Origin of the sequence: Flectobacillus sp. BAB-3569 (assembly GCF_002270355.1) — a bacterium.
Classification (GTDB): Bacteria; Bacteroidota; Bacteroidia; order Cytophagales; family Spirosomataceae; genus Flectobacillus; species Flectobacillus roseus.
Genome location: NZ_NJFZ01000005.1, coordinates 111,287 through 132,839, shown reverse-complemented (window position 1 = coordinate 132,839; position 21,553 = coordinate 111,287). Strand labels below are relative to the sequence as shown.

At 38.6% G+C, this 21,553-nt stretch carries 15 protein-coding genes; 10 read left to right on the top strand and 5 right to left on the bottom strand.

The features are described 5' to 3' along the window. Position 1: 1 nt before the first annotated feature. The 7 genes from BWI92_RS04330 to BWI92_RS04300 all read left to right on the top strand — a co-directional run bounded on the left by BWI92_RS04330 (position 2) and on the right by BWI92_RS04300 (position 8,374). Entirely contained in the window at positions 2 to 1,126 is a 1,125-nt protein-coding gene (locus BWI92_RS04330; protein WP_095160903.1) for a P1 family peptidase, read from the top strand. Between the two features lie 103 nt (positions 1,127 to 1,229). Further along, a complete protein-coding gene (locus BWI92_RS04325; protein ID WP_095160902.1) occupies positions 1,230 to 1,841 on the top strand; it encodes a M949_RS01915 family surface polysaccharide biosynthesis protein in 612 nt (203 codons plus the stop codon). A gap of 412 nt (positions 1,842 to 2,253) precedes the next feature. Continuing rightward, positions 2,254 to 3,651 (top strand): glycoside hydrolase family 30 beta sandwich domain-containing protein, encoded by a 1,398-nt coding sequence (locus BWI92_RS04320; protein ID WP_095160901.1) that lies wholly within the window; start codon positions 2,254 to 2,256, stop codon positions 3,649 to 3,651. A gap of 206 nt (positions 3,652 to 3,857) precedes the next feature. Then, on the top strand, positions 3,858 to 4,403 hold the full coding sequence (locus BWI92_RS04315) for a C40 family peptidase (protein ID WP_095160900.1): 546 nt from the start codon (positions 3,858 to 3,860) through the stop codon (positions 4,401 to 4,403). 249 nt (positions 4,404 to 4,652) lie between these two features. Beyond that, on the top strand, positions 4,653 to 5,099 hold the full coding sequence (locus tag BWI92_RS04310; protein WP_176464349.1) for a hypothetical protein: 447 nt from the start codon (positions 4,653 to 4,655) through the stop codon (positions 5,097 to 5,099). Further along, complete coding sequence (gene kynU, locus BWI92_RS04305; RefSeq protein ID WP_095160898.1) at positions 5,042 to 6,304, top strand: kynureninase; 1,263 nt, start codon at positions 5,042 to 5,044, stop codon at positions 6,302 to 6,304. Before BWI92_RS04310 ends, kynU begins: the two co-directional genes overlap by 58 nt. 36 nt (positions 6,305 to 6,340) lie before the next feature. Next, positions 6,341 to 8,374 (top strand): glycosyl hydrolase family 95 catalytic domain-containing protein, encoded by a 2,034-nt coding sequence (locus BWI92_RS04300; protein ID WP_095160897.1) that lies wholly within the window; start codon positions 6,341 to 6,343, stop codon positions 8,372 to 8,374. A gap of 137 nt (positions 8,375 to 8,511) precedes the next feature. Here BWI92_RS04300 and BWI92_RS04295 read toward each other — a convergent pair whose 3' ends face one another. From BWI92_RS04295 to BWI92_RS04280, 4 genes are all read right to left on the bottom strand, one after another. Then, the gene (locus BWI92_RS04295; protein ID WP_095160896.1) at positions 8,512 to 9,444 is read right to left on the bottom strand and encodes an Rpn family recombination-promoting nuclease/putative transposase; all 933 of its coding nucleotides are present in this window, start codon (positions 9,442 to 9,444) and stop codon (positions 8,512 to 8,514) included. A 168-nt stretch (positions 9,445 to 9,612) separates the two neighbouring features. Beyond that, positions 9,613 to 11,793 carry a S9 family peptidase gene (locus tag BWI92_RS04290; protein WP_095160895.1) on the bottom strand — a complete coding sequence of 727 codons (2,181 nt, stop codon included), beginning with the start codon at positions 11,791 to 11,793 and terminating at the stop codon, positions 9,613 to 9,615. Between the two features lie 140 nt (positions 11,794 to 11,933). Further along, a complete protein-coding gene (locus BWI92_RS04285) occupies positions 11,934 to 12,920 on the bottom strand; it encodes a septal ring lytic transglycosylase RlpA family protein (protein ID WP_095160894.1) in 987 nt (328 codons plus the stop codon). 585 nt (positions 12,921 to 13,505) lie between these two features. Continuing rightward, positions 13,506 to 14,777: a citrate synthase gene (locus tag BWI92_RS04280; protein ID WP_095160893.1), complete on the bottom strand. Its 1,272-nt coding sequence runs from the start codon at positions 14,775 to 14,777 to the stop codon at positions 13,506 to 13,508. Positions 14,778 to 15,149: 372 nt separating this feature from the next. Between BWI92_RS04280 and pepT the strand changes: the two genes are divergently transcribed. The 3 genes from pepT (at position 15,150) to BWI92_RS04265 (ending at position 20,033) form a co-directional block, all read left to right on the top strand. Further along, positions 15,150 to 16,397, top strand: coding sequence for a peptidase T (gene pepT / locus BWI92_RS04275; protein WP_095160892.1), 1,248 nt, complete (start codon positions 15,150 to 15,152; stop codon positions 16,395 to 16,397). Between the two features lie 150 nt (positions 16,398 to 16,547). Next, positions 16,548 to 19,373 (top strand): DNA polymerase I, encoded by a 2,826-nt coding sequence (polA, locus tag BWI92_RS04270; RefSeq protein ID WP_095160891.1) that lies wholly within the window; start codon positions 16,548 to 16,550, stop codon positions 19,371 to 19,373. 108 nt (positions 19,374 to 19,481) lie between these two features. Further along, positions 19,482 to 20,033 carry an REP-associated tyrosine transposase gene (locus BWI92_RS04265; protein ID WP_095160890.1) on the top strand — a complete coding sequence of 184 codons (552 nt, stop codon included), beginning with the start codon at positions 19,482 to 19,484 and terminating at the stop codon, positions 20,031 to 20,033. Between the two features lie 107 nt (positions 20,034 to 20,140). On the opposite strand, the gene BWI92_RS04260 is transcribed toward BWI92_RS04265, so the two are convergent. Beyond that, the gene (locus BWI92_RS04260) at positions 20,141 to 21,517 is read right to left on the bottom strand and encodes a M20/M25/M40 family metallo-hydrolase (protein WP_095161166.1); all 1,377 of its coding nucleotides are present in this window, start codon (positions 21,515 to 21,517) and stop codon (positions 20,141 to 20,143) included. Between the last annotated feature and the right edge of the window lie 36 nt (positions 21,518 to 21,553).

Below are 21,553 nucleotides of genomic sequence, written 5' to 3'. Positions count from 1 at the left end.
CATGAAACAAACTTACCTCTTCTTGATTTTTGTGTCGATGTCCTTGAACATATCGGCGCAAAAAAGACTTCGTGATTATGGCGTCAAAATTGGTGTTATGAAAACTGGAGCACTCAATGCCATCACCGATGTCAAGGGCGTGAAAGTGGGACATACGACTATTCAGCAAGGAGATAGCATTAATACAGGTGTAACGGCCATTATTCCTGCCGAAGGGAATCTTTTTCAAAGTAAAGTCCCAGCAGCGATTTATATTGGAAATGGCTTTGGCAAACTCATGGGAATATCTCAGGTAAAGGAATTGGGCAATCTCGAAACACCTATCGTATTGACCAATACCTTGTCTATTGCCACGGCAGCCGACGCTATTATTGATTATTCTGTATCTCAAAAAGAAAATCAAAATCTACGTTCTGTCAATGCCATTGTTGGTGAAACTAATGATAGCTATCTCAACGACATAGTGGGTCGTCATGTCAAAAAGCAGCATATCCTTACTGCAATTGAGAATGCTAAAAATGGCGTCGTAGCAGAGGGCAATGTAGGCGCTGGAACCGGAACGGTTTGTTTTGGTTTTAAGGGTGGTATCGGCACAGCCTCAAGAGTATTGCCCAAAGCGTCGGGAGGATATACCGTTGGCGTATTGGTACAAACCAATTTTGGAGGTGTATTACAAATCGATGGAGTGCCCGTAGGTGTGGCGTTGAATCAATATTTTCTCAATAGCCAGCTTAATGACCCTGCCGATGGTTCTTGTATGATTGTGGTGATTACTGATGCGCCTGTTACCGCTAGGAATTTAGAACGTATTGCCAAACGAGCCATGATGGGCTTGGCCAAAACGGGTGGTATTGCCTCCAATGGCAGTGGAGATTATGTGATAGCTATATCCAATGCCGAGGGGCTCCGAGTACCACACGAGTCTAAAGAAAAATTGCAAACCGTGCAAGAGCTACGAAATGACGAGGTTTCGCCTTTGTTTTTGGCTACCATTGAAGCTACAGAGGAGGCTATTCTTAATTCGCTTTTTGCAGCCAAAACCCTCAAAGGTAAAAATGGCACTATCCAATCCTTGCCCATTGATCAAACTATTAAGTTGTTGAAAGAGTATAAGAAAATCAATTGAGGGAACAGTTGTAAAGGCACAAAGTAATCCAGTGTTTAAAATTAAAGTAAACACTTTGACCCTATGTGCCTCTGTCCCTGTTCCCTTCATTTAATAATTCCTCATGAAAAAAACAATCCTTCTTCTCTGCTTAGCTGTTGGAGCTAAAGCGCAAGTCAAAACACATCCTTTTGATAAAAAAGTACCTGTGGGTGTATCTGTAAAAGGTAAAGTATCAGATGCCATCAAGTGGCAAGATCAGACGGGTGAAAATATTGTTTTTTTGAGTGTTGAAAGAAAACAAGTCACTGGAGTAGATACACCTTCTGGAGATGCCCAAACTGCTAAAGTGCATGCATATCAGTATAACAAACAAGGGGATAAATACCAACTTGTTTGGGAATTGAAAGATGGCATAGACGAATGCCCTTTGGATGTTGCGGCTACTTTTATTCCTAAATCTTTACAAGTCAGTGATGTAGATGCAAATCAAAAAGGAGAGGTGTCTTTTTTGTATAAAACAGCCTGCCGTGGCGATGTGAGTCCTGCTTCATTGAAATTATTGATTTATGAACAAAAAAATAAGTACATCCTTCGTGGTGATACCTATGTCAAAATGATTAAAGAAGGCGGTAAATTTACGGTAGATAAGAGTTTTACCACAGCACCAAAAGGCTTTTTAGATTTTGCTAAAAAACAATGGAATAAGTTCAAAGTGGAAGAAAGCTTTGAATAAAAATAGAGAGCAACAATTTCGGATGTCGGATATTGGATTGCAGATTTGCTGGGATTTTCTCTACCACCTTTGTTGGAGTTTTCTCTCCAACAAACTTGCGTAAGCGACAAAGGTACTAACCTTGTTATTTAACTGTGGTTAGTTACTGACGCTCCTCTCGTTGGAGAAAACTTCAACGAGGGCGAAAAAGGCACTATCCCTGTTATTTAACTGTGCCTAGTTGCTGAAGCTTATCTTGAAAATTTCCTGCCTTTGTTGGAGTTTTTTCTCCAACAAACTTGCGTAAGCAACAAAGGCTCTATCCCTGTTATTTAACTGTGCCTAGTTGCTGACGCTTATCTTGAAAATTCATATTCACAATTCAAAACTCATCATTTACAATTAATACTCCCCTTCGTTTAAAACTATTTTTATGAAAAAAACAATCTCAAAAATCTTACTGGCCACGCTTGTGAGCTGGCAAGTAACTCATGCTCAAGGACCACGAACTGCCGAGGTATGGCTGACTCATGCAGACCAATCAAAACTATTTGAGAAGCAAGCAGAAACCTTTACTTTCAGCCCTCAATCGAGTACACTTCCTACGATTTTTGTGGATGAAAAACAGAAATTTCAATCAATGGATGGTTTTGGCTTCACCTTAACGGGTGGAAGTGCAACCTTGTTATGGCAAATGGATGCCGACAAGCGTAAGGCACTTTTAAAAGAACTGTTTGCTTTTGATGGCAAAAACATCGGTATCAGCTATCTACGGGTTAGTATCGGAGCTTCGGATTTGAGTGATCATGTATTTACTTACAATGATTTAACTGGAGGTCAAACAGACGAGAAAATTCAAAAGTTTGATTTATCGGAAGAAAAAAAAGCCTTGATTCCTGTTTTGAAAGAAATTTTGGCAATTAATCCAGCCATTAAGATTTTAGGGTCACCTTGGACACCACCCGTATGGATGAAAACCAATAGTAACTCGAAAGGAGGAAGTCTTTTACCCAAATATTATGATGCTTACGCTTTATACTTTGTTAAATATATCCAGAGTATGAAAAAGGAAGGTATCAATATTGATGCTGTCACGATTCAAAATGAGCCATTGCATCCAGGCAATAATCCAAGTTTGCTGATGCAACCTGAAGAACAAGGAGCCTTCATCAAACAAAGTTTAGGGAAGGCGTTTAAATTGGCAAAAATTACTACCAAAATCTGGTTGTATGACCATAATGCTGACCGTCCAGATTATCCAATCGCCATCTTAAATGATCCAGAAGTACGTCAGTATGTAGACGGCTCGGCTTTTCACCTATACGGGGGAAGCGTAGAAAATATTCGTCAGGTACACGAAGCACATCCTGATAAGAACCTTTATTTTACCGAACAGTGGATAGGAGCGCCAGGGAATTTTGCAGGAGATTTAGCATGGCATACTAAAACGTTGATTATTGGAGCACCACGTAACTGGTGTAAAACGGTTTTGGAATGGAATCTAGCGGCTGATCCTCAGCAAAATCCACATACCGACGGCGGTTGTACCGAATGCTTAGGTGCATTGACGATTGATAAAAATGAAATTAAGCGCAATCCAGCCTATTATATTGTAGCGCATGCTTCTAAATTTGTACGTCCTAATGCCCAGAGAATTGTCTCAAATACGACGGTAGGGTTACAAAATATTGCTTTTAAAACAGCTGAAGGGCGTATTGTACTGATAGTTTTGAATGAAAGCAATAAACCTTCCACCTTTATGATTAGTCATCAAAATAAGAAAATTCAACAGACTTTATCCGCTGGCGCTGTGGCGACTTATGTTTGGTAAAGTATTAGGTTTATCATGGAAAAAGGCAATAAATTACTACATAAAATGAATCATGTTCTTTGGTGATAAACGACTAAAAATTATTTTTTCTGAAAAAAAGTATAATTAAAGGACGAAAAAATCCGTTGCAATTAGTACAGAATCTTTTAATTATGAAGATTTTGTACTAATTTGCAAATAGTTACCTTTTTAGAAGCCTTAATATTATGCTAAAAAAAATATTTCTAACCTGCATTCTCATTACTTCTGGTGTAGCCTCCAAAGCACAACAAATTCGGAAAGATACTGCCGAAACAAGGTCTAGTTATCATCCGTTGTCGATTGTCAACAATCTTCTCGATTTTGCACATGATCACTTGCATTTTAGGTATCGTTCGGGAGGAAGCTCAACCAGTGGATTTGACTGTTCGGGCTTTGTACGCTACTGTTTTCGCAACTTTGGTATGATGCTCCCTCACGGTAGTGCAGCACAATCTTTAATTGGAGATGAAATAGCAAAAGCAGAAGCTCTTCCAGGCGATTTAATCTTTTTTAAAGGACATAATTCAGGGAGTAGTCGCATTGGACACGTTGGTATTATTACAGAAGTTGGTGATACCTACATCAAGTTTATACACTCAGCTTGGAATGGTGGCGTACGTTATGACTATCTAGAGTCTGATTATTATCGTAGACGATTTATTAGTATCAAGCGTGTAGTAGGATTGCTCGATATGGTTCCACAGCGAAAAGCCCGCTCTTCTAAGAAGTAAGATACGTTTGTATAACATACCACACTATTATTATAAAATTGATTTTCGTTCTTTCGTTTGTTTGTAGGGGAGAGCCCTAGTACTTGTCTACCAACGCTTTGATTAAACTGTATCGTTTAGACACCAGAAATCTATACCACAATGAATATTGTCATTCATTTACTCATCATCCTTCTTAATATTTATACAATTGTTTTTTTGTTTTTATTAGTACAAAGGATATTTCCTACCAAGAAAACAACCCTACACTTGTTATTTACCTTAATGCTTGTTTTTATATGTTTTACCATTTCTACGATTAATAATCCAACACTCCATAACTCGACCTTTTCGGCACATTCTGTAAATCGTACTTATACTATTGATCCACTTTGTCAAGTGGAGTTCTCTTTCTTTCCTAGTCCTCAAGCTCAAGACTCTAGTGTTTATGTTGTATCAAAGCTAAAAGGGCTTGTTGCAGGATTGCAGTGGCAACAAGATTCGCTTATAAAACAAACAAGTTTTTCAGATATTCATTTTCAGGTTAGGGGTAAAATAAAGTATTTGATTTTGGGATTCCCAGTATATAGCAACAACCAAATTTTCTCAGGAATGATTAAATTTGATGAACTAAAACATTACGAGGAATCATCAACAAAATGGAATACTTCAACCAACAGCAATTTGCAGAACAACTTGATACAGAAGATGTACTAAAAGATTTTCGTTCTCAATTTCATATTCCTATCCATAAAGGTCAGGAACAAATCTACTTTTGTGGTAATTCATTGGGGCTTCAACCCAAAAATACCTCCCTTTATTTAGATCAAGAACTCGAAAAATGGCGTAATCTTGCCGTAGAAGGCTGGTTTACAGGTGATGATAATTGGATTGATTATTTACAGCACCTTAAAACACCTTTGTCTAAAATCGTAGGAGCTAAGCCTTCGGAGGTTACAGTGATGAATAACCTGACGGTAAATCTACACTTGATGCTAACGACTTTTTACCAGCCAACTTCTACTCGCTTCAAAATCTTGACCGAGGCAGGAGCTTTCCCTTCAGATCAGTATGCTTTAGAAACACATCTCAAAACAAGAGATATCAATCCTGAAACAGCAATTCTTGAAGTTTTTCCAAGAGAAAATGAGCATATTTTTTACACAGAAGATATACTTCAGTTGATTCATGAAAATAAAGATAGCTTGGCTATGGTGATGCTAGGCGGAATCAATTACTATAATGGGCAGGTGTTAGATATGCCTCTGATTACTCAAACTGCGCAAGCTTATGGAATCGTCGTAGGTTTTGATTTGGCGCATTGTGTGGGCAATATCCCGCTTCAACTACATGAATGGGGCATTGATTTTGCGGTTTGGTGTTCCTACAAATACCTCAATTCTGGTATGGGAGGGGTCTCTGGTGTATTTGTTCATGAAAAACATCATGCCTCTAATTTACCAAGATTGGCGGGTTGGTGGGGATATGACCAAGCTACACGCTTTAAAATGGAAAAAGGCTTTGTCCCAATGCAAGGCGCAGACGGTTGGCAGCTGAGCACTCCAACAATTCTGGCTATGGCTTGTCATCGTGCCGCCTTAGAAATAACAGATTCTGCTAGCCTACCAGCCTTACGAGCTAAAAGTATTAAGCTTTCCGGCTTTTTAAGGTTTATTTTGGAAAAATTTAATGAGCAAAATAATCATATTCTGAAAATCATTACCCCTGCAGATACTCAACAAAATGGTTGTCAGATTTCTATTTTAGCAGAAAAAAATGGAAAAGAGCTCTTTAATCGATTAGTAGACCACCAAATTATCGGTGATTGGCGTGAGCCTAATGTCATTAGACTATCGCCTGTACCTTTGTACAATACTTTTACTGAAGTCTATAAAGTAGGAGTGGCATTAGGCGTGTCATAGTGCTTTGTCCATTTTTATAAACAATCCATTAAAATTATGAAAAAACTTACTCTTGTTTTGAGTCTTTGCATTGCGAGTGTAAAGCTGATGGCGCAAGATCCTTGGATAGTAAAAGCTGATAATATTGACGCAAAGGGATATTATGGCGTTACGGTTGCTAATGGAATGATTGGTATAGTTTCGTCGCCTGAGCCTCTTCATGTGAAGGATGTCGTTCTCAATGGAGCATTTGACACTTATGGTCGCGGACGTGTGTCTAATATTCTCAAAACGTTTGATTTTGCGAATATGGATTTAGAGGTTGATGGAAAAAAGGTTAGTAAAAATGATATCTCTTCCTATCAACAATCCCTTGATATGAGAAATGCTATCTTCTCCACCAGTTTTGATTATCAGGGAAAAGTAAGTGTAAAGTCATCCATGATGGCCTTGCGGCACTTGCCTCATTCCATGATGATTGACATTGAGATTACGGCTCAAAAAGCGTGTGAAATAACGCCTTATAGCTTGATGTCAGCACCAGATATTTTACGAGATGTCAAAAATACTTTTCATTTGATAGACCGTCCTCATGCTCAAATTCCATTGTTAACTTCCGTCGCTAAATCTCCAACGGGAAAACATACTTTAGCCGCTTCTAATTCTTTCATTTTTGAAGAGCCAAGAGGTGCTGAACCAAAGGTTATTCATGAGGAATGGGATTATGGGTTGCACCGATTGAAGTTCACTAAAAAACTTGAAGCAGGTCAAACTTATCGTTTTAGCGTTGTTGGTTCTACTATTTCGACTGAACAAAATGTAGATCCACTAAACGAGGCAGAACGGTTGACGATTTATGCAGCACTTGAAAAGCATGATCGTTTATTGGCTCGTCACAAAGCTGCTTGGGATGAACTTTGGCAATCAGATATTCAGATAGAAGGTGATGATGAAGTTCAACGAGCTGCACATTTTGCTTTATATCATTTGTATTCGTTTTGTCGTGAAGGACAAGCTTATAGTTTGTCTCCTATGGGTTTGTCAGGCTTAGGGTATAATGGTCATGTATTTTGGGACACAGAAGTATGGATGTTTCCTCCCATCTTGTTATTACATCCAGAAATGGCTAAATCATTGCTAGAATATCGTTTTCAACGAATGGAGGCCGCTCGTAACAATGCCAAAGTGCATGGCTATAAAGGAGTTATGTTTCCATGGGAGTCGGATGACAAGGGGCAAGAGTCAACTCCCGTATGGGCATTGACAGGTCCTTTTCAGCATCATATCACAGCAGACGTTGGCTGGGCATTTTGGAAATATTACCAAGTAACCAAAGATAAAGAATGGCTTAAAACTCGTGGTTATCCCATGTTAAAAGAAGTAGCTGATTTTTGGATAAGTCGTGCAGAGAAAGGTTCTGACGGAAAATACCATATTATCAACGTAGTTTGTGCAGATGAATGGGCTGAAAATGTGGACGACAATGCCTACACTAATGGAATGACGAAAGAAGTTCTTGAATTTGCGATAGATGCCGCTGACGAGCTACATCTAGAGGCAAATCCTTTGTGGGAGGAGGTTATGAAAAATCTTGTAATTCTAAAAGATACCAACGGTGTGACAATGGAGCACGCTACTTACAAGGGCGAAATTATCAAACAGGCAGATGTAAACTTGTTATCGTATCCCATGCATCAAGTAAGCAATCCTGAGGATATTAAACGAGACTTACACTATTATGAAGCAAAAATGTCTCCTGACGGACCAGCTATGTCTTGGGCTATTTTATCGATTTTATATGCACGTTTGGGAGAATCCGAGAAGGCTCTTGATTTAATGGTAAAAAGCTACCAGCCTAATGAGGTACCACCATTTAAGGTCTTGGCAGAAACTGCCGGAGGTGATAACCCTTATTTTGCCACGGGTGCAGGAGGTTTTTTACAAACTCTTATGAATGGCTTTGGTGGGCTAGAAATTGAAGAAAATGGAGTCGAACAAATAAAGTCTATCAAACTTCCTAAACATTGGAAATCATTAAGCATAAAGGGTGTAGGGGTTCATAAAAAAACATATACAATAAATAACAAGTAAGTGTAAAAAATATCAAACAGAGATACAATTCTTTGCGTGGCGTCTAAAATCAATAACGGTCGAAAATTACTATTTCGACCGTTTTTGATGAAAAATTAGAGACTAGCACGAATCTTAAAATATGTGATTGCTCAGATTTAAAGGTTTTCAATTTCCTCCAAAGAAAGCCCTGTTAATTGTTGAATGCTAGAAGTGTCAAGTCCCATCATCTTAGCTTGTCGAGCAATATTTCGTTGCTCTTCTTGTTTACCTTCTTGTTTACCTTCTTGTCTACCTTCTTTTCTACCTTCCTGTCTACCTTCTTGTTTTCCTACCATCATACCCTCTAGGAGTCCTTCCTCACGTGCTGTTTCGACAGCATAATCGTAGGTGGCTTTATTGTCTCTAAATACTTTAAGACTGTATTCGTATCGTTCCCAATCTTCCCTATCCATTTTGGCTAGTTCAGCTACTTGAAAAGCTTGGGTAAATACTTCATCTTTAAACAGCTCTGGAATACTCTGGAAGTCTTCGAGGTTTTTGATAAAATACAACCATTTATCTAATCTGGTAGCCAACTGATGTTCCTCTTTTTTGAAATTGGGCATTTCCAGATAGATATAGGTCAATTTATCATAAAAGACCTTTCCATGCTGATTTTTGAGATTGATGGTATGAACGACTTCTGATTTTTCAGGTTCAGATTCGTAATCATCAAAGGTGAAATCTAGCACGCCGATGCAGTACACCGCTTTTAGATTGTAGTTCCAAATACCTTTTTCAGCTTGTTCCCGAATCGGGAAAGTGGAATAGTAAATGGTTCTTTCTCTGAAATAATTCTGTTTGGCTTTTTGCAACTCAACGATAAACTTTTCACCATTTTGATTTTCACAATAGATATCATAAATGGCTTTTCGGTCGTAGGGCGTAAAGCCTAATTGCTCATTGTTTTTGAAGGTGAGTTCTACGATTTGGTCTCTTTCGGGCAAAAGGGAATTTAGGAAGTCAATAAGTTGTGGCTTACTGGCTTCTTCACCAAAGATTTTTTTGAACCCGAAGTCCGTAAAAGGATTAAGATATTTTGCTTTCATTTTTGTAAAGGAGTAGTTCTAAAATTCAAAGTTAGATAATTTTTATGACTTAGTTTTATTTAATGTAAATGTTTGATTTATAGTTTCTTGTACGAAGAGAAAGTTGATGGTGCCTTTTCGCTATTGAATATTAAAAGGTAAGTTAAAACAAAAGCCAGCCTGAAAATGTCAAGCTGGCTTTCGTTTTAGCATCATTATAGGGTTATTTTTCCCTACATATCTCTCAAAAAACTCATAGATACGCAACATGCGGTCGATTCGTTGGCGAATATTTCCACTTCTCGATAACTCGTGTGTTCCTCCAGGCATTCGCACATATTCTACTTCTTTACCCATGATTTTCATGGATTTGTACATCATTTCACTTTGAATTACCCCTGTTCTTAAATCATTTTCACCATGTTTGATCAACAAAGGCGTTTTGATTTTATCGATATAGGTGTATGGAGATTCTCTTTCCAAAATTGGTTTGATCTTCTCCTCCCAAGGATACCCACCGAAATAGTTTGGCACCAATCTCCACGCATTCCCTTCACCCATAAAGGTTGTGAGGTCATATACGCCACGTTGTGCAAAGGCAGCTTTAAAACGATGATCATGTCCTACAATCCAAGCGGTAAGATAACCTGCATAAGAACCTCCTGTCAGTACTTGCTTAGAGGTATCTACCCATGATTCTTTAGCGGCATCTGATGCAGCAGCCAAAACATCTTCAGCAGGACCTGTTCCCCAATCTTGATAGTTCGCAAATTGAAAATCTTTTCCATAACCACCCGAACCTCTAGGGTTGGCATATACAACGCCATAACCTTGCGAACAAAAATATTGGAACTCATGCCACATTGAACTCTCACCTGGACCCCACATTGCGGTTGGTCCTCCATGCATATTGAGTAGGAGAGGATATTTTTTGCCGCTCTCCATGTTTGCAGGCTTCATGATCCAATATTCCACGGTTAAGCCTTTTGAGTTTTTGTAAGTCCGTTTTTCTGGAAAACTAATCGCTTTGGTCTTAAGCCACTCGTCGTTTAAAGCGGTGAGCTTTACGGGAGCTTTCACTAACAAATCTGAGATATAAAGTTCTGACGGATTTTTAACTTCAGTTTTAGCAAACGCAATTTTATCTTTAGCAATATCAAATGCCGTAATTCCCGAATTAAAGTCAGTAAGCTTTTCTACTTTTTTAGTGGTAATATCTAACTTATATATGGGTGTTCCTCCATTTGAGGGAGCTGTCAGATACAAAGCTTTTGAGTCATCAGTCCATTCCAAATTTCCAGACGCTCTATCAAACACGATAGGCGTAATATTACTTCCATCTGCATTGGCAATTAATAGCTGATTGAAGCCTAACCAACTCACTTCTGATTGAGTAAAGGCAATCAATTTTCCGTCTGGCGATGGGGTAGGATTGGAATAACTTACTCCTTTTTTTGATATGATATATTTTAAATCACTACCATCGGCATTCATACTTACAATAGCTGAATTTTGCTCTCTATCTGGGTGCAAAGTTGTATCTCTACCACATGAGGCAAAGATTTTTTTACCATCAGCCGACCACGTTGCACCATTATATGACCAAAAGCCATGCGTAAGTTGTTTGGCTTTAGCTCCTTCTTTTACCTCTATGACAAAAAGTAGATTGAAACGTATTTCTGGATCCGTATTGGCTTCTCCTTGAAAATTCAAACGGCTAAAGACTTTAGCTTTTTTATCTTCAACATCTTTGTCTAAATAAGCTCTAATTTCTGCTAATGAACCATCTGGATTTGGTTTTACTTTTTTGTCAGCTTTAAGAAAGGTATTATCCTTAAAACCAGCTTTTTCAAATGACCAAGAAGGTAACGCTTTTGAAGGATTCAGTAAGGTGTCTTTCAACATTTCGTTGACTGTTGTACCTACTGAAAAAAGAATTTTGGTTCCATCTGGAGACCATGATGGATTGGAAGCACCTTGTTTGAGATCAGTCAACTGAAAAGCTTCACCACCATCCAAAGGCATAATAAATATTTGTGATTTACCTTTTACGCCACGAGCAAAAGCAATCTGTTTCCCATCTGGTGACCAAGCAGCGCTACCTACACTTTCTAAACCACGTGTAAGCTGTTTATTAGTTTGAAAATCCGAGACCCAAATGTGAGATCGATAATCAAACTCTAGTTTGTTTTCTTCGCTCGGTTCGTCGGTACGAACTGAATAGATAACTTTCTTGCCATCAGGAGATAAATTGACAGAACCAATTGTTTTGATTTTGTTCATATCGGTAACCAATACTTTGTCTGTGCCATTTTGGGCAAACAAACCATTCGTTACCATTAGCAGGATAATCGATATGCGTTTGATCATGTTAATGAAGTAAGATTAGAAAAATGTTAAGGGATTTGGAAGGCAAGCTTCAGAACAAATCTAACAAAAAAGCTAGTTTCTTGGAAGAAACTAGCTTTTTTATCGCTCTAATGCATATACTTAACTCTCAACAACGTATCCTAGTTATTAGAGTTTTTGGTTTCTACTCTGATGCGACCATCCGCATCTTTGATTACTTGTAGATAGGAGTGTTTAGATGTATTTTCTTTGGTAGGCTCTTTAGGTTTTTCAGATACCTGACTAGTTGGTGTTACATCTGTTTTGTTAGTGGAGGCTGATTTTACTACCTCTTTGGCATTGGCACTCACTTTCCCAATAGATTCGTTTTTGCTATTTCTGACACGAATACGACCTTCCTCATCTGTGTACACATTGAGATAATCATGTCCAGTAGTATTTGATGCATTGGATGATGCATTACCAACAGCTGTACTTACTTCTAATGATTGCTGTTGAGGAGGGGTGATTAGAGCCTTTTCGGCAGTGCCAGAAGAATCAAGCTTGTAGTTACCGTCTACATCTTTCACAACTCTAATGTATTTGTGAATAGCATTGGCCGACTGATTACTTGCGATGACATTAGGAGCAGCCACTGTGCTAACAGGAGCTTTGTATGCCGTATCTAATACCATTCTACCATCTTTCATTTCAAACTTGATGGGTAGATGTTGACGGAATTCTTTGTTAAACTCACCTTTATCTCCGGGCTCAAAACTTGGTAAAATATAAGCAGGGTTATCCATAGAAAGGATTTTCATTTGGATTTCGGCTTCACCATTTGCCAGAAGTTCTAGTTCTTTGGCAGCAGCAAAAGAAAGATCTAGCACACGACTGTAAGCAAAAGGACCTCGGTCGTTTACTTTTACGATCACCTTTTTGTTGTTGCTTGTATTAGTTACTTCAAGAATAGTGTTAAATGGAAGATTGCGATGGGCGCAAGTGTATTCGTCTCGGCTGTAGTACTCTCCACTGGAAGTCATTCGTCCGTGGAACTTGTCGGCATAATAGGACGCTCGTCCGTAATATTTTTCGCCAACTTGTGCTTTTGTTAAAAACTGTTGCCAGAAGAAAACACAAAAAAGTACTATATGCTTGATAATCCTCATAGAATTAGGTTTTAAATTTATTTGGTAAAAGAGGCTGAAAAATGGTTTTTTGAAGACCAAAAACCCTTAAACCAAAGATAAATGAAGTACCACTTTGGGTAGGAAATCTGTACATGAATAGTATGCTCTATGTCTGGAGAACATCGTACAAAGGTAATGAAAAAAAATATATATCTGACTATCAAAAAATTAGCTTTTGGATTTTTTTTTATTTCAGAAGATAGTTTCGAGAAATAACGCAAAAAGCAAATTTTTATTGGAAGGCCTTTCAATGTTTATATCCTTTGTTGTGGAAAAGTGAGAGGAGTTTTTCTAAGAAAATAACGTATAGTCACTTTCTTAGAAAAGTGAAAAATGGTTTAAAGCGCTTGAGATTCTAGGTAGTAGGTATCAAGTAAAAATGTGCTTTTTATATCGCTGGGAATATGCATTTTGTGCTTGCTTATTACATAAAGTCAAATACCTATTGCAAGTAAAATGAGTTGTATTTTGCCCATTTTGAAGCTTGAAATTGTAAGGTTTATGGGCAAAAAAAGAGACTCCTCTTTCGAGGAATCTCTACATGTTAAATAGTCTGGTAAGAAATTATCTTTGGTCCATTGATACGTACTCACGTGGAGTAGCACCAACATATACCTGACGTGGGCGACCGATAGGTTCTTTATTTGCTTTCATTTCTTTCCATTGAGCGATCCAACCTGGAAGACGACCAATGGCGAACATTACCGTAAACATATCAGTAGGAATACCCAATGCACGGTAAATAATTCCTGAATAGAAGTCAACGTTTGGATATAATTTGCGAGCTACAAAGTATTCATCGCTCAATGCTGCTGCTTCTAATTCAGAAGCAATTTTCAACACTGGGTCATTAATACCTAAAGCGGCTAATACATCGTCTGCTGCTTTTTTGATGATTCTTGCACGTGGGTCAAAGTTTTTGTAAACACGGTGTCCAAAGCCCATTAAGCGGAAACCAGAGTTTTTATCTTTTGCCATTGCAATATACTTAGCTGTATCTCCACCATCAGCTTTAATTGCTTCCAACATTTCAATTACTTCTTGGTTGGCTCCACCGTGTAATGGACCAGAAAGGGCATTGATACCTGCTGAGATTGAAGCGTATAAACTTGCATGAGAAGAACCAACCAAACGAACTGTTGAAGTAGAACAGTTTTGTTCGTGGTCTGCATGAAGAATCAATAATTTGTTCAAAGCTGCCGAAACTACTGGATCAACTTGGTAAGGAGCTACTGGCAAAGCAAACATCATATTCAAGAAGTTTGAGCAGTAATCCAAAGAGTTGTTTGGATAGTTAACAGGGTGACCTTGAGATTTTTTGTATGACCAAGTTGCCATTGATGGCATTTTAGCCATTAAACGGATAATGTTTAACTCGTCAGAACCAGATTTATCGCCTGTGTAGAAAGCCGACATAGCACAAACCATCGCTGATAAAACGCCCATTGGGTGAGCATTTACCGGGAAGCCTTCAAAAATCTTACGCATATCTTCATTAACGATAGTATGCATTTTGATCGAATTTTCGAATGTTGCGTATTGTTCTGCAGTAGGCAACTCACCGTAGATCAACAAGTAAGCTACTTCTAAGAAAGAAGCTTTCTCAGCTAATTCTTCGATTGAATATCCTCTGTAACGGAGAATTCCTAATTCACCATCGAGGAATGTAATCGCACTTTTCGTAGCACCTGTGTTTTTGTAACCCGAGTCAATTGTAATATAACCTGTCTCATCACGGAGCTTGGCAATATCAATTGCTTTTTCATCTTCAGTTCCAGTAATAACAGGTAACTGAATACGTTTGTCACCTAATGATAGTTCTGCAAAATCTGACATAACCTATATATTATTTGGCTTAACCTTTTGAAATTTTGTTTTTATTTTGACGAAGCGAATTTACTGAAAATTGCCTTTTACATGGCAATCATTATCGGATTCTTTGGTAAATTTAGATACATATAGAAATTGTACAATTCTATGGCTGTTCATAATATTTCCCGCAAGAATGTTTCTGCAAGATAATCACGAAATTTGAAACCTTCATTACCTTTGTTGAAACTTGTTTAATAAATAATTTTAACCATAAAAATTCTTCAAATAATTAAATAAATCAATCTGATACAATAAATATATTAGAATTTTATTAGACCATTTTGATTGGTTTTATTATAGTTTTTGTTCAAAATACCATACTCATTACTCAAAATTATGCTTAAATCATATAAAAATACCGTAACCGAGCGATTTTTACGTTATGTTAAAATTGATACTCAATCAGACCCAGATTCATCTGCACAACCTTCGACCGAAAAACAAAAGGATTTGAGTCGAGTATTGGTCGACGAACTTCACGCCATGGGTATCAGCGATGCTGAACTGGATGAGTTTGGTTATGTATATGCCACAATACCAGCTACTTCCGATAAATCGGTGCCTGTAATATGCTTCTGTTCGCACGTAGATACCTCCCCAGATTGTTCAGGAAAGGATGTAAAACCTATTATTCATTATAACTACCAAGGGCAGGATTTGGTTTTGCCAGATGATCATTCTCAGATAATTCGTTGTGCCGAACATCCTGATTTACCTACCCAAATCGGTAACGATATCATTACCGCAAGTGGTAAAACTTTATTGGGAGCTGACAACAAAGCTGGTGTTGCCGAAATTATGGATGCTGCTTATTATCTCACAACTCATCCAGAAATTAAACATGGTAAAATTAGAATTTTGTTTACCCCTGATGAGGAAATTGGTCGTGGAACTGCCAAAGTCGACCTTGAAAAACTAGGCGCTGATTTTGGATATACCATCGATGGCGAAACATTAGGTTCGCTGGAAGATGAAACATTTTCGGCGGATGGCGTGGTAATTAAAATCACAGGGGTGAGTCAACACCCGGGTTTTGCTAAAGGTAAAATGGAAAGCGCTTTAAAAATCGCTGCAGAAATTGTGGCAAGTTTACCCAAAGATACCCTCTCTCCAGAGACTACCGAAGGAAAAGAAGGTTTTATTCATCCCGTGGGTATTTCTGGTGCCGTTGAAGAGGCTTCGGTTAGTTTTATCATTCGTGATTTTACAGAGGAAAAACTTCATGAACACGAAGCTTTCTTGAAAAACATCATGGAGAAAGTGTTGGAAGGGTATCCTAATTCAAAAGCTGTATTCGAAATTCATGAACAATATCGCAACATGAAGGTAATACTAGATCAATATCCTCATGTGACGGCGTATGCCTTGGAAGCTATCGAGCGTGCAGGTATTCCTGCCAAGCAAATGAGTATCCGTGGTGGGACAGATGGTTCTAGACTTTCATTTATGGGCTTGCCTTGCCCAAATATCTTTGCAGGCGAACATGCTTTTCATGGGAAGCACGAATGGGTGTCAGTGCAAGATATGGAAAAGGCTGTCGAAACGATTGTGAATTTATGTTGTATTTGGGAGGAAAAGGCATAGATGATAGGAGAATGGGTGTTACTTTATCTTAAAATGATAAAAGTAGGATTTACCTTCCTAAATTTGTATTAACTTCTCACAACGAATTTGAGCTATTTCATTTTATGCACTTGAGATTCTGTAATTTTATGTGCATAAAATCCCAACCTTATGAAAAAATTATTCCTACTCGACGCAATGGCATTGATTTATCGTGCTCACTTTGCGTTTCAAAAAACGCCTCGTATTAGTTCAAAAGGACTTAATACTAGTGCTGTTTTTGGTTTTGCTAATACCTTACTTGAAATTTTAGCCAAAGAAAAACCTACACACTTAGGTGTTGCCTTTGATACGCCAACGCCTACGTTTCGCCATGTGCAGTTTGAGGCATATAAGGCGCAACGTCAAGAGCAACCTGAAGATATTACTGTTGCGATTCCGTATGTAAAACGCTTATTGGAAGCCATGAACATTCCTATTTTATTGATGGAAGGCTACGAGGCTGATGATGTCATTGGTACATTGGTCAAAAAAGCGGTTCGTGAGCATGAGGATATGGAAATATATATGATGACTCCCGACAAAGACTACGGTCAGTTGGTAGAGGAACGTATCAAAATGTACAAGCCTGCTTTTATGGGCAAGGGCGTTGAGATTCTTGGACCACAAGAGGTTTGTGACAAATGGGGTATCGAAAGTGTATCTCAGGTGATCGATATCTTAGGTTTGATGGGCGATGCTGTCGATAACATTCCTGGCATTCCTGGGATTGGTGAAAAAACAGCACAAAAGCTTATTGCTGAGTTTGGAAGCGTAGAAAACTTGATTGCTAATGCAGATAAGTTGAAAGGTAAGCAGAAAGAAAATGTAGTCAACTTTGCTCAACAGGGCTTACTGTCAAAAGAGTTGGCAACTATTTTGTGTGAAGTACCGATTGAGTTTCACGAAGAATCTTTACGTATTTCGGAGGTAAATAAAGAAGTTCTTTCTCCACTTTTGGACGAGCTTGAATTTAGAACTTTACGCAAACGTCTGTTGGGCGAAGAGTCAGAACCTGTAGCGAAAGAGGAAACTGTTTCAGCAAAAGCTTCCAAAGCTGCTGCCGCTGGTCAGATGGATTTATTCGGAGGATTAGTTTCGGAAAAACCTTTGGCTGTTACAGAAACTACGCTCGAATCTAAGCAAAATATCTATTCTACCATTCACCAGTACCATGCCGTAGATACCCCAGAGCTACGTCAAAACTTGGTACACTTCTTGAGTTTACAAGAGGCTATTTGTTTTGATACAGAGACGACCAGTGTTGATGCTGTGGAGGCAGAATTGGTAGGATTGGCATTTGCTTATCGTAAAGGAGAGGCATTTTATGTACCTGTACCAGCCGATCAAGCGCAGGCACAAGCGATTGTCGATGAGTTTCGTCCTGTTTTGGAAAATGAAAACATCGAAAAAATTGCCCAAAATATCAAATATGACTTGATGGTTTTGCAAAGATATGGTTTGACTGTAAGAGGTAAATTGTATGACACCATGTTGGCACATTATCTGATTGAGCCAGAAAAACGCCACAATATGGATATTTTGGCGGAAGATTATTTGAACTACACGCCTGTTTCGATTGAGGAATTGATTGGGAAAAAAGGAGCGAAGCAGGGCAATATGCGAGATGTAGAATTGGAAAAAATCAAAGAGTACGCAGCGGAGGATGCTGATATTACTTTGCAACTCAAAGATAGGCTACATCCGATTTTAGCTGAAAATGCTGGCGCAGTCAAATTGTTTGAAGAGGTAGAAATGCCTTTGACACAGGTTTTGGCTGATATCGAAATGGAAGGTGTACGTATTGATACCGAGTTTTTGGGTAATATGTCAAAAGAGCTGGAAACAGATATGCGTATTGTCCAAGATAGAGTTTTCGAATTGGCAGGGGTAGAGTTTAATATTGGTTCACCCAAACAATTAGGAGAGATTCTTTTCGAAAAACTCAAACTAGATCCTAAGGCTAAAAAGACCAAAACTGGTCAGTATATGACAGGGGAGGAGATTTTGTCTAAACTTGAATCAGAACACGAGATTGCAAAAAAGATTCTAGATTTTAGAGAATTACAAAAACTCAAGTCCACTTATGTAGACGCTTTGCCTCTGCTGGTTTCTCCAAGCACTGGGCGAATACATACGTCTTTCAATCAAGCTGTGGCGGTTACGGGTCGTTTGTCAAGTACCAATCCAAACTTGCAAAATATTCCAATTCGTACGCCTCGTGGTCGTGAGATTCGCAAAGCATTTATTCCTAGAAATGAAGAATTTTTGATTTTATCAGCCGATTATTCTCAGATAGAATTGCGTATCATGGCGGCTTTTGCACAAGACGAATCTATGATTGAAGCTTTTAATCAAGGTCGAGATATTCACGCAACTACGGCAGCAAAGGTCTTTAATGTAAGTTTGGATGAGGTAACTACTGATATGCGTCGTAAGGCCAAAACGGTAAACTTTGGTATTATCTATGGCGTTTCGGCATTTGGCTTATCACAACAAATTGCAATTTCAAGAACTGAGGCTAAAGAAATTATTGATAGTTACTGGAGAGAGTTTCCAGCCATAAAACAGTATATGGATTCAGCTGTAATTAAGGCTAGAGATACAGGTTATTGTGAGACGATTCTTGGTCGTAGAAGATATTTGAGAGACATCAATGCTCAGAATATGGTCGAAAGAGGTTTTGCAGAACGAAATGCCATCAATGCGCCAATTCAAGGTTCGGCAGCAGATATGATTAAAGTGGCGATGATTAAAGTGAATGACTTTATCAAAAAAGAAAAACTTCGTTCTCGCATGATTTTGACAGTGCATGACGAATTAGTATTCGATGCTCATCGCGATGAGTTGGATTTACTAAAAGAACGAGTAAATGACTTAATGATTCATGCCATAGATTTTCCAGTAAAAATGGAAACAGGCATGGGCGTTGGTCAAAACTGGCTAGAAGCGCATTAGAAAATATATGTCCCTACGCTGGTGCTGGATTCCTATCCAGCACCTATTTTTTCTAAGGATTCTATCCTAAAACTTAAAAAATAGTTTTACAACAAATCAAAAATTTCTATGTCTAGAAAATACAAGTTTATAGACCAATCGAGTCTATATTTTATCAGCACGGCAACAGTTTTTTGGGTAGATGTATTTACCAGAGAGGAATACAGCAATATCTTGATGGAAGGTCTATCTTTTTGTGTCAAGGAAAAAGACCTTGACATTTATGCCTATTGCTTGATGACCAATCATTTTCATGCTATTATCGGAACGAGAGGAATACCTATGGATAAAATTTTACGAGAATTAAAGCAATTTACCGCAAAACGTATTCTCTCAGCGATTGAAAACAATCCCTTTGAATCAAGAAAAAAATGGATGTTAAGGCTTTTCGAGTGGTCTGGAAAACGGACAGCAGGGAATGAAAAGTACCAGTTTTGGCAACATGATAATCATCCTGTTTGGCTGAATTCTTATGATGTGATAATGCAGAAATTGGATTATATACATCAAAATCCTGTGAAGGCTGGCTTTGTAGATAGGCCTGAAGATTGGCGGTATAGTTCGGCAAGGAATTATTATACGAAGGAACAAACCGTAATAGATGTTATTTTATTAGAATAACCAAGGATTGGAATCCTTGGAAAAAGTGGGTGCTGGATAGGAATCCAGCACCAGCACAAGGAATCCAGCACTAGCATACGGAATCCAGCACCCACAAAAGGTATTTCTTACAAACCGTATTTATCTAACAAGTAAATTAATGAAGCCATTGAAGCTGCACCAAGTTCTAATTCACGTTGGTTTACCGTATCAAACTTGTCATTTGAAGCATGGTGATACTCGAAATAACGCTGAGAATCTGGTTTGAAACCAATCAAGACTGTTCCTTGTGGACCCAATGGGCCGATGTCGACACCTCCGCTACCACGCTCGATTTCGTGTAAACCGTATGGAGCAAACAAAGATTTATATCCTTGGATTTTTTCTAGAACAGAAGCTGCCGCTCCTTGAATACCAAAGCCTTTTGGTGTAAAACCACCACTGTCGGATTCCAAGGCGAAGATATGTTTTTCGTTATTTTGCTTTGCTAACTCTGCGTATTTGATACCACCACGGTTACCATTTTCTTCATTCATAAAAAGAACAATACGGATAGTGCGCTTAGGTCTGATACCTAGTTCTTTGAACAATCGTAGCACTTCCATCGACTGAGCAATACCTGTACCATCGTCGTGTGCGCCTTGTGCAACATCCCAAGAGTCTAAGTGACCACCCACTACGATATATTCATCTGGCTTTTCAGAGCCTTTAATCTCAGCTACTACATTATGAGAAGGGGCATCGTCCAAAGTCTCACAGTTTTGTTTGAAGAAAAACTGTGTCTTAGGATTTTCCTTCAAGGTTTTGCTAAGCAACTCAGCCGCATTCGTTGAAATAGCTCCAGCTGGAATCAATGGAACACCTGTAGCGTACTGCATCGAGCCTGTATGAGGGTAGTCGTTCAATGTATTACTCAATGAACGTATAATTACACCGATAGCGCCAACTTTACTGGCTTCATTAGCTCCACTGCGACGTTGGTCGCCTGCACCACCGTAGGCTTCAAACGTGTTAATTTTAGTAGGATCCATTGGGCGATTGAAGAAAATGATTTTTCCTTCGCACTTTTCTTTTCCTAAAGCACGTAATTCTTGAAAGTTCTGAACTTCGATTACTTCAGCTTGAATCCCTTTTTTAGGTGTTGCAATTGAACCTCCTAATGCCAATAATGGAACTGTGATTTTTTGTTTGCCGACAACGATATAGGCCTCTTCTTTTGCACCGCGTTCCCAATGAGGAACCATCACATCTTGTAAGAATACACGGTCAGCTCCAGTCTGTTCGAGTACACTTTTGCCCCATTGTACAGCTTTGGCAGCATTGGCAGAACCTGCCAAACGACCACCAATTTGCGTAGTAAGTTGACGAAGCCACTCGTAAGACTGTCCGTGAGAAAGAGTCGCATCATATAATTTTTTAACGACAACCGAGTCCGCAGTTTGTGCCTGACTAAGCGTTGCCGACAGCAATAGTGTTGTGATGAAGGAGTATTTTTTTTCATGAATAAAGGTAATGTTTGTGTGTAAGACGAAGCCAAACAC

Bases quoted from the DNA above. Each gene is read 5' to 3' on its own strand.
- BWI92_RS04330 (WP_095160903.1), top strand. From the start codon at position 2: ATGAAACAAACTTACCTCTTCTTGATTTTTGTGTCGATGTCCTTGAAC.
- BWI92_RS04325 (WP_095160902.1), top strand. From the start codon at position 1,230: ATGAAAAAAACAATCCTTCTTCTCTGCTTAGCTGTTGGAGCTAAAGCG.
- BWI92_RS04320 (WP_095160901.1), top strand. From the start codon at position 2,254: ATGAAAAAAACAATCTCAAAAATCTTACTGGCCACGCTTGTGAGCTGG.
- BWI92_RS04315 (WP_095160900.1), top strand. From the start codon at position 3,858: ATGCTAAAAAAAATATTTCTAACCTGCATTCTCATTACTTCTGGTGTA.
- kynU (WP_095160898.1), top strand. From the start codon at position 5,042: ATGGAATACTTCAACCAACAGCAATTTGCAGAACAACTTGATACAGAA.
- BWI92_RS04300 (WP_095160897.1), top strand. From the start codon at position 6,341: ATGAAAAAACTTACTCTTGTTTTGAGTCTTTGCATTGCGAGTGTAAAG.
- BWI92_RS04295 (WP_095160896.1), bottom strand. From the start codon at position 9,444: ATGAAAGCAAAATATCTTAATCCTTTTACGGACTTCGGGTTCAAAAAA.
- BWI92_RS04290 (WP_095160895.1), bottom strand. From the start codon at position 11,793: ATGATCAAACGCATATCGATTATCCTGCTAATGGTAACGAATGGTTTG.
- BWI92_RS04285 (WP_095160894.1), bottom strand. From the start codon at position 12,920: ATGAGGATTATCAAGCATATAGTACTTTTTTGTGTTTTCTTCTGGCAA.
- BWI92_RS04280 (WP_095160893.1), bottom strand. From the start codon at position 14,777: ATGTCAGATTTTGCAGAACTATCATTAGGTGACAAACGTATTCAGTTA.
- pepT (WP_095160892.1), top strand. From the start codon at position 15,150: ATGCTTAAATCATATAAAAATACCGTAACCGAGCGATTTTTACGTTAT.
- polA (WP_095160891.1), top strand. From the start codon at position 16,548: ATGAAAAAATTATTCCTACTCGACGCAATGGCATTGATTTATCGTGCT.
- BWI92_RS04265 (WP_095160890.1), top strand. From the start codon at position 19,482: ATGTCTAGAAAATACAAGTTTATAGACCAATCGAGTCTATATTTTATC.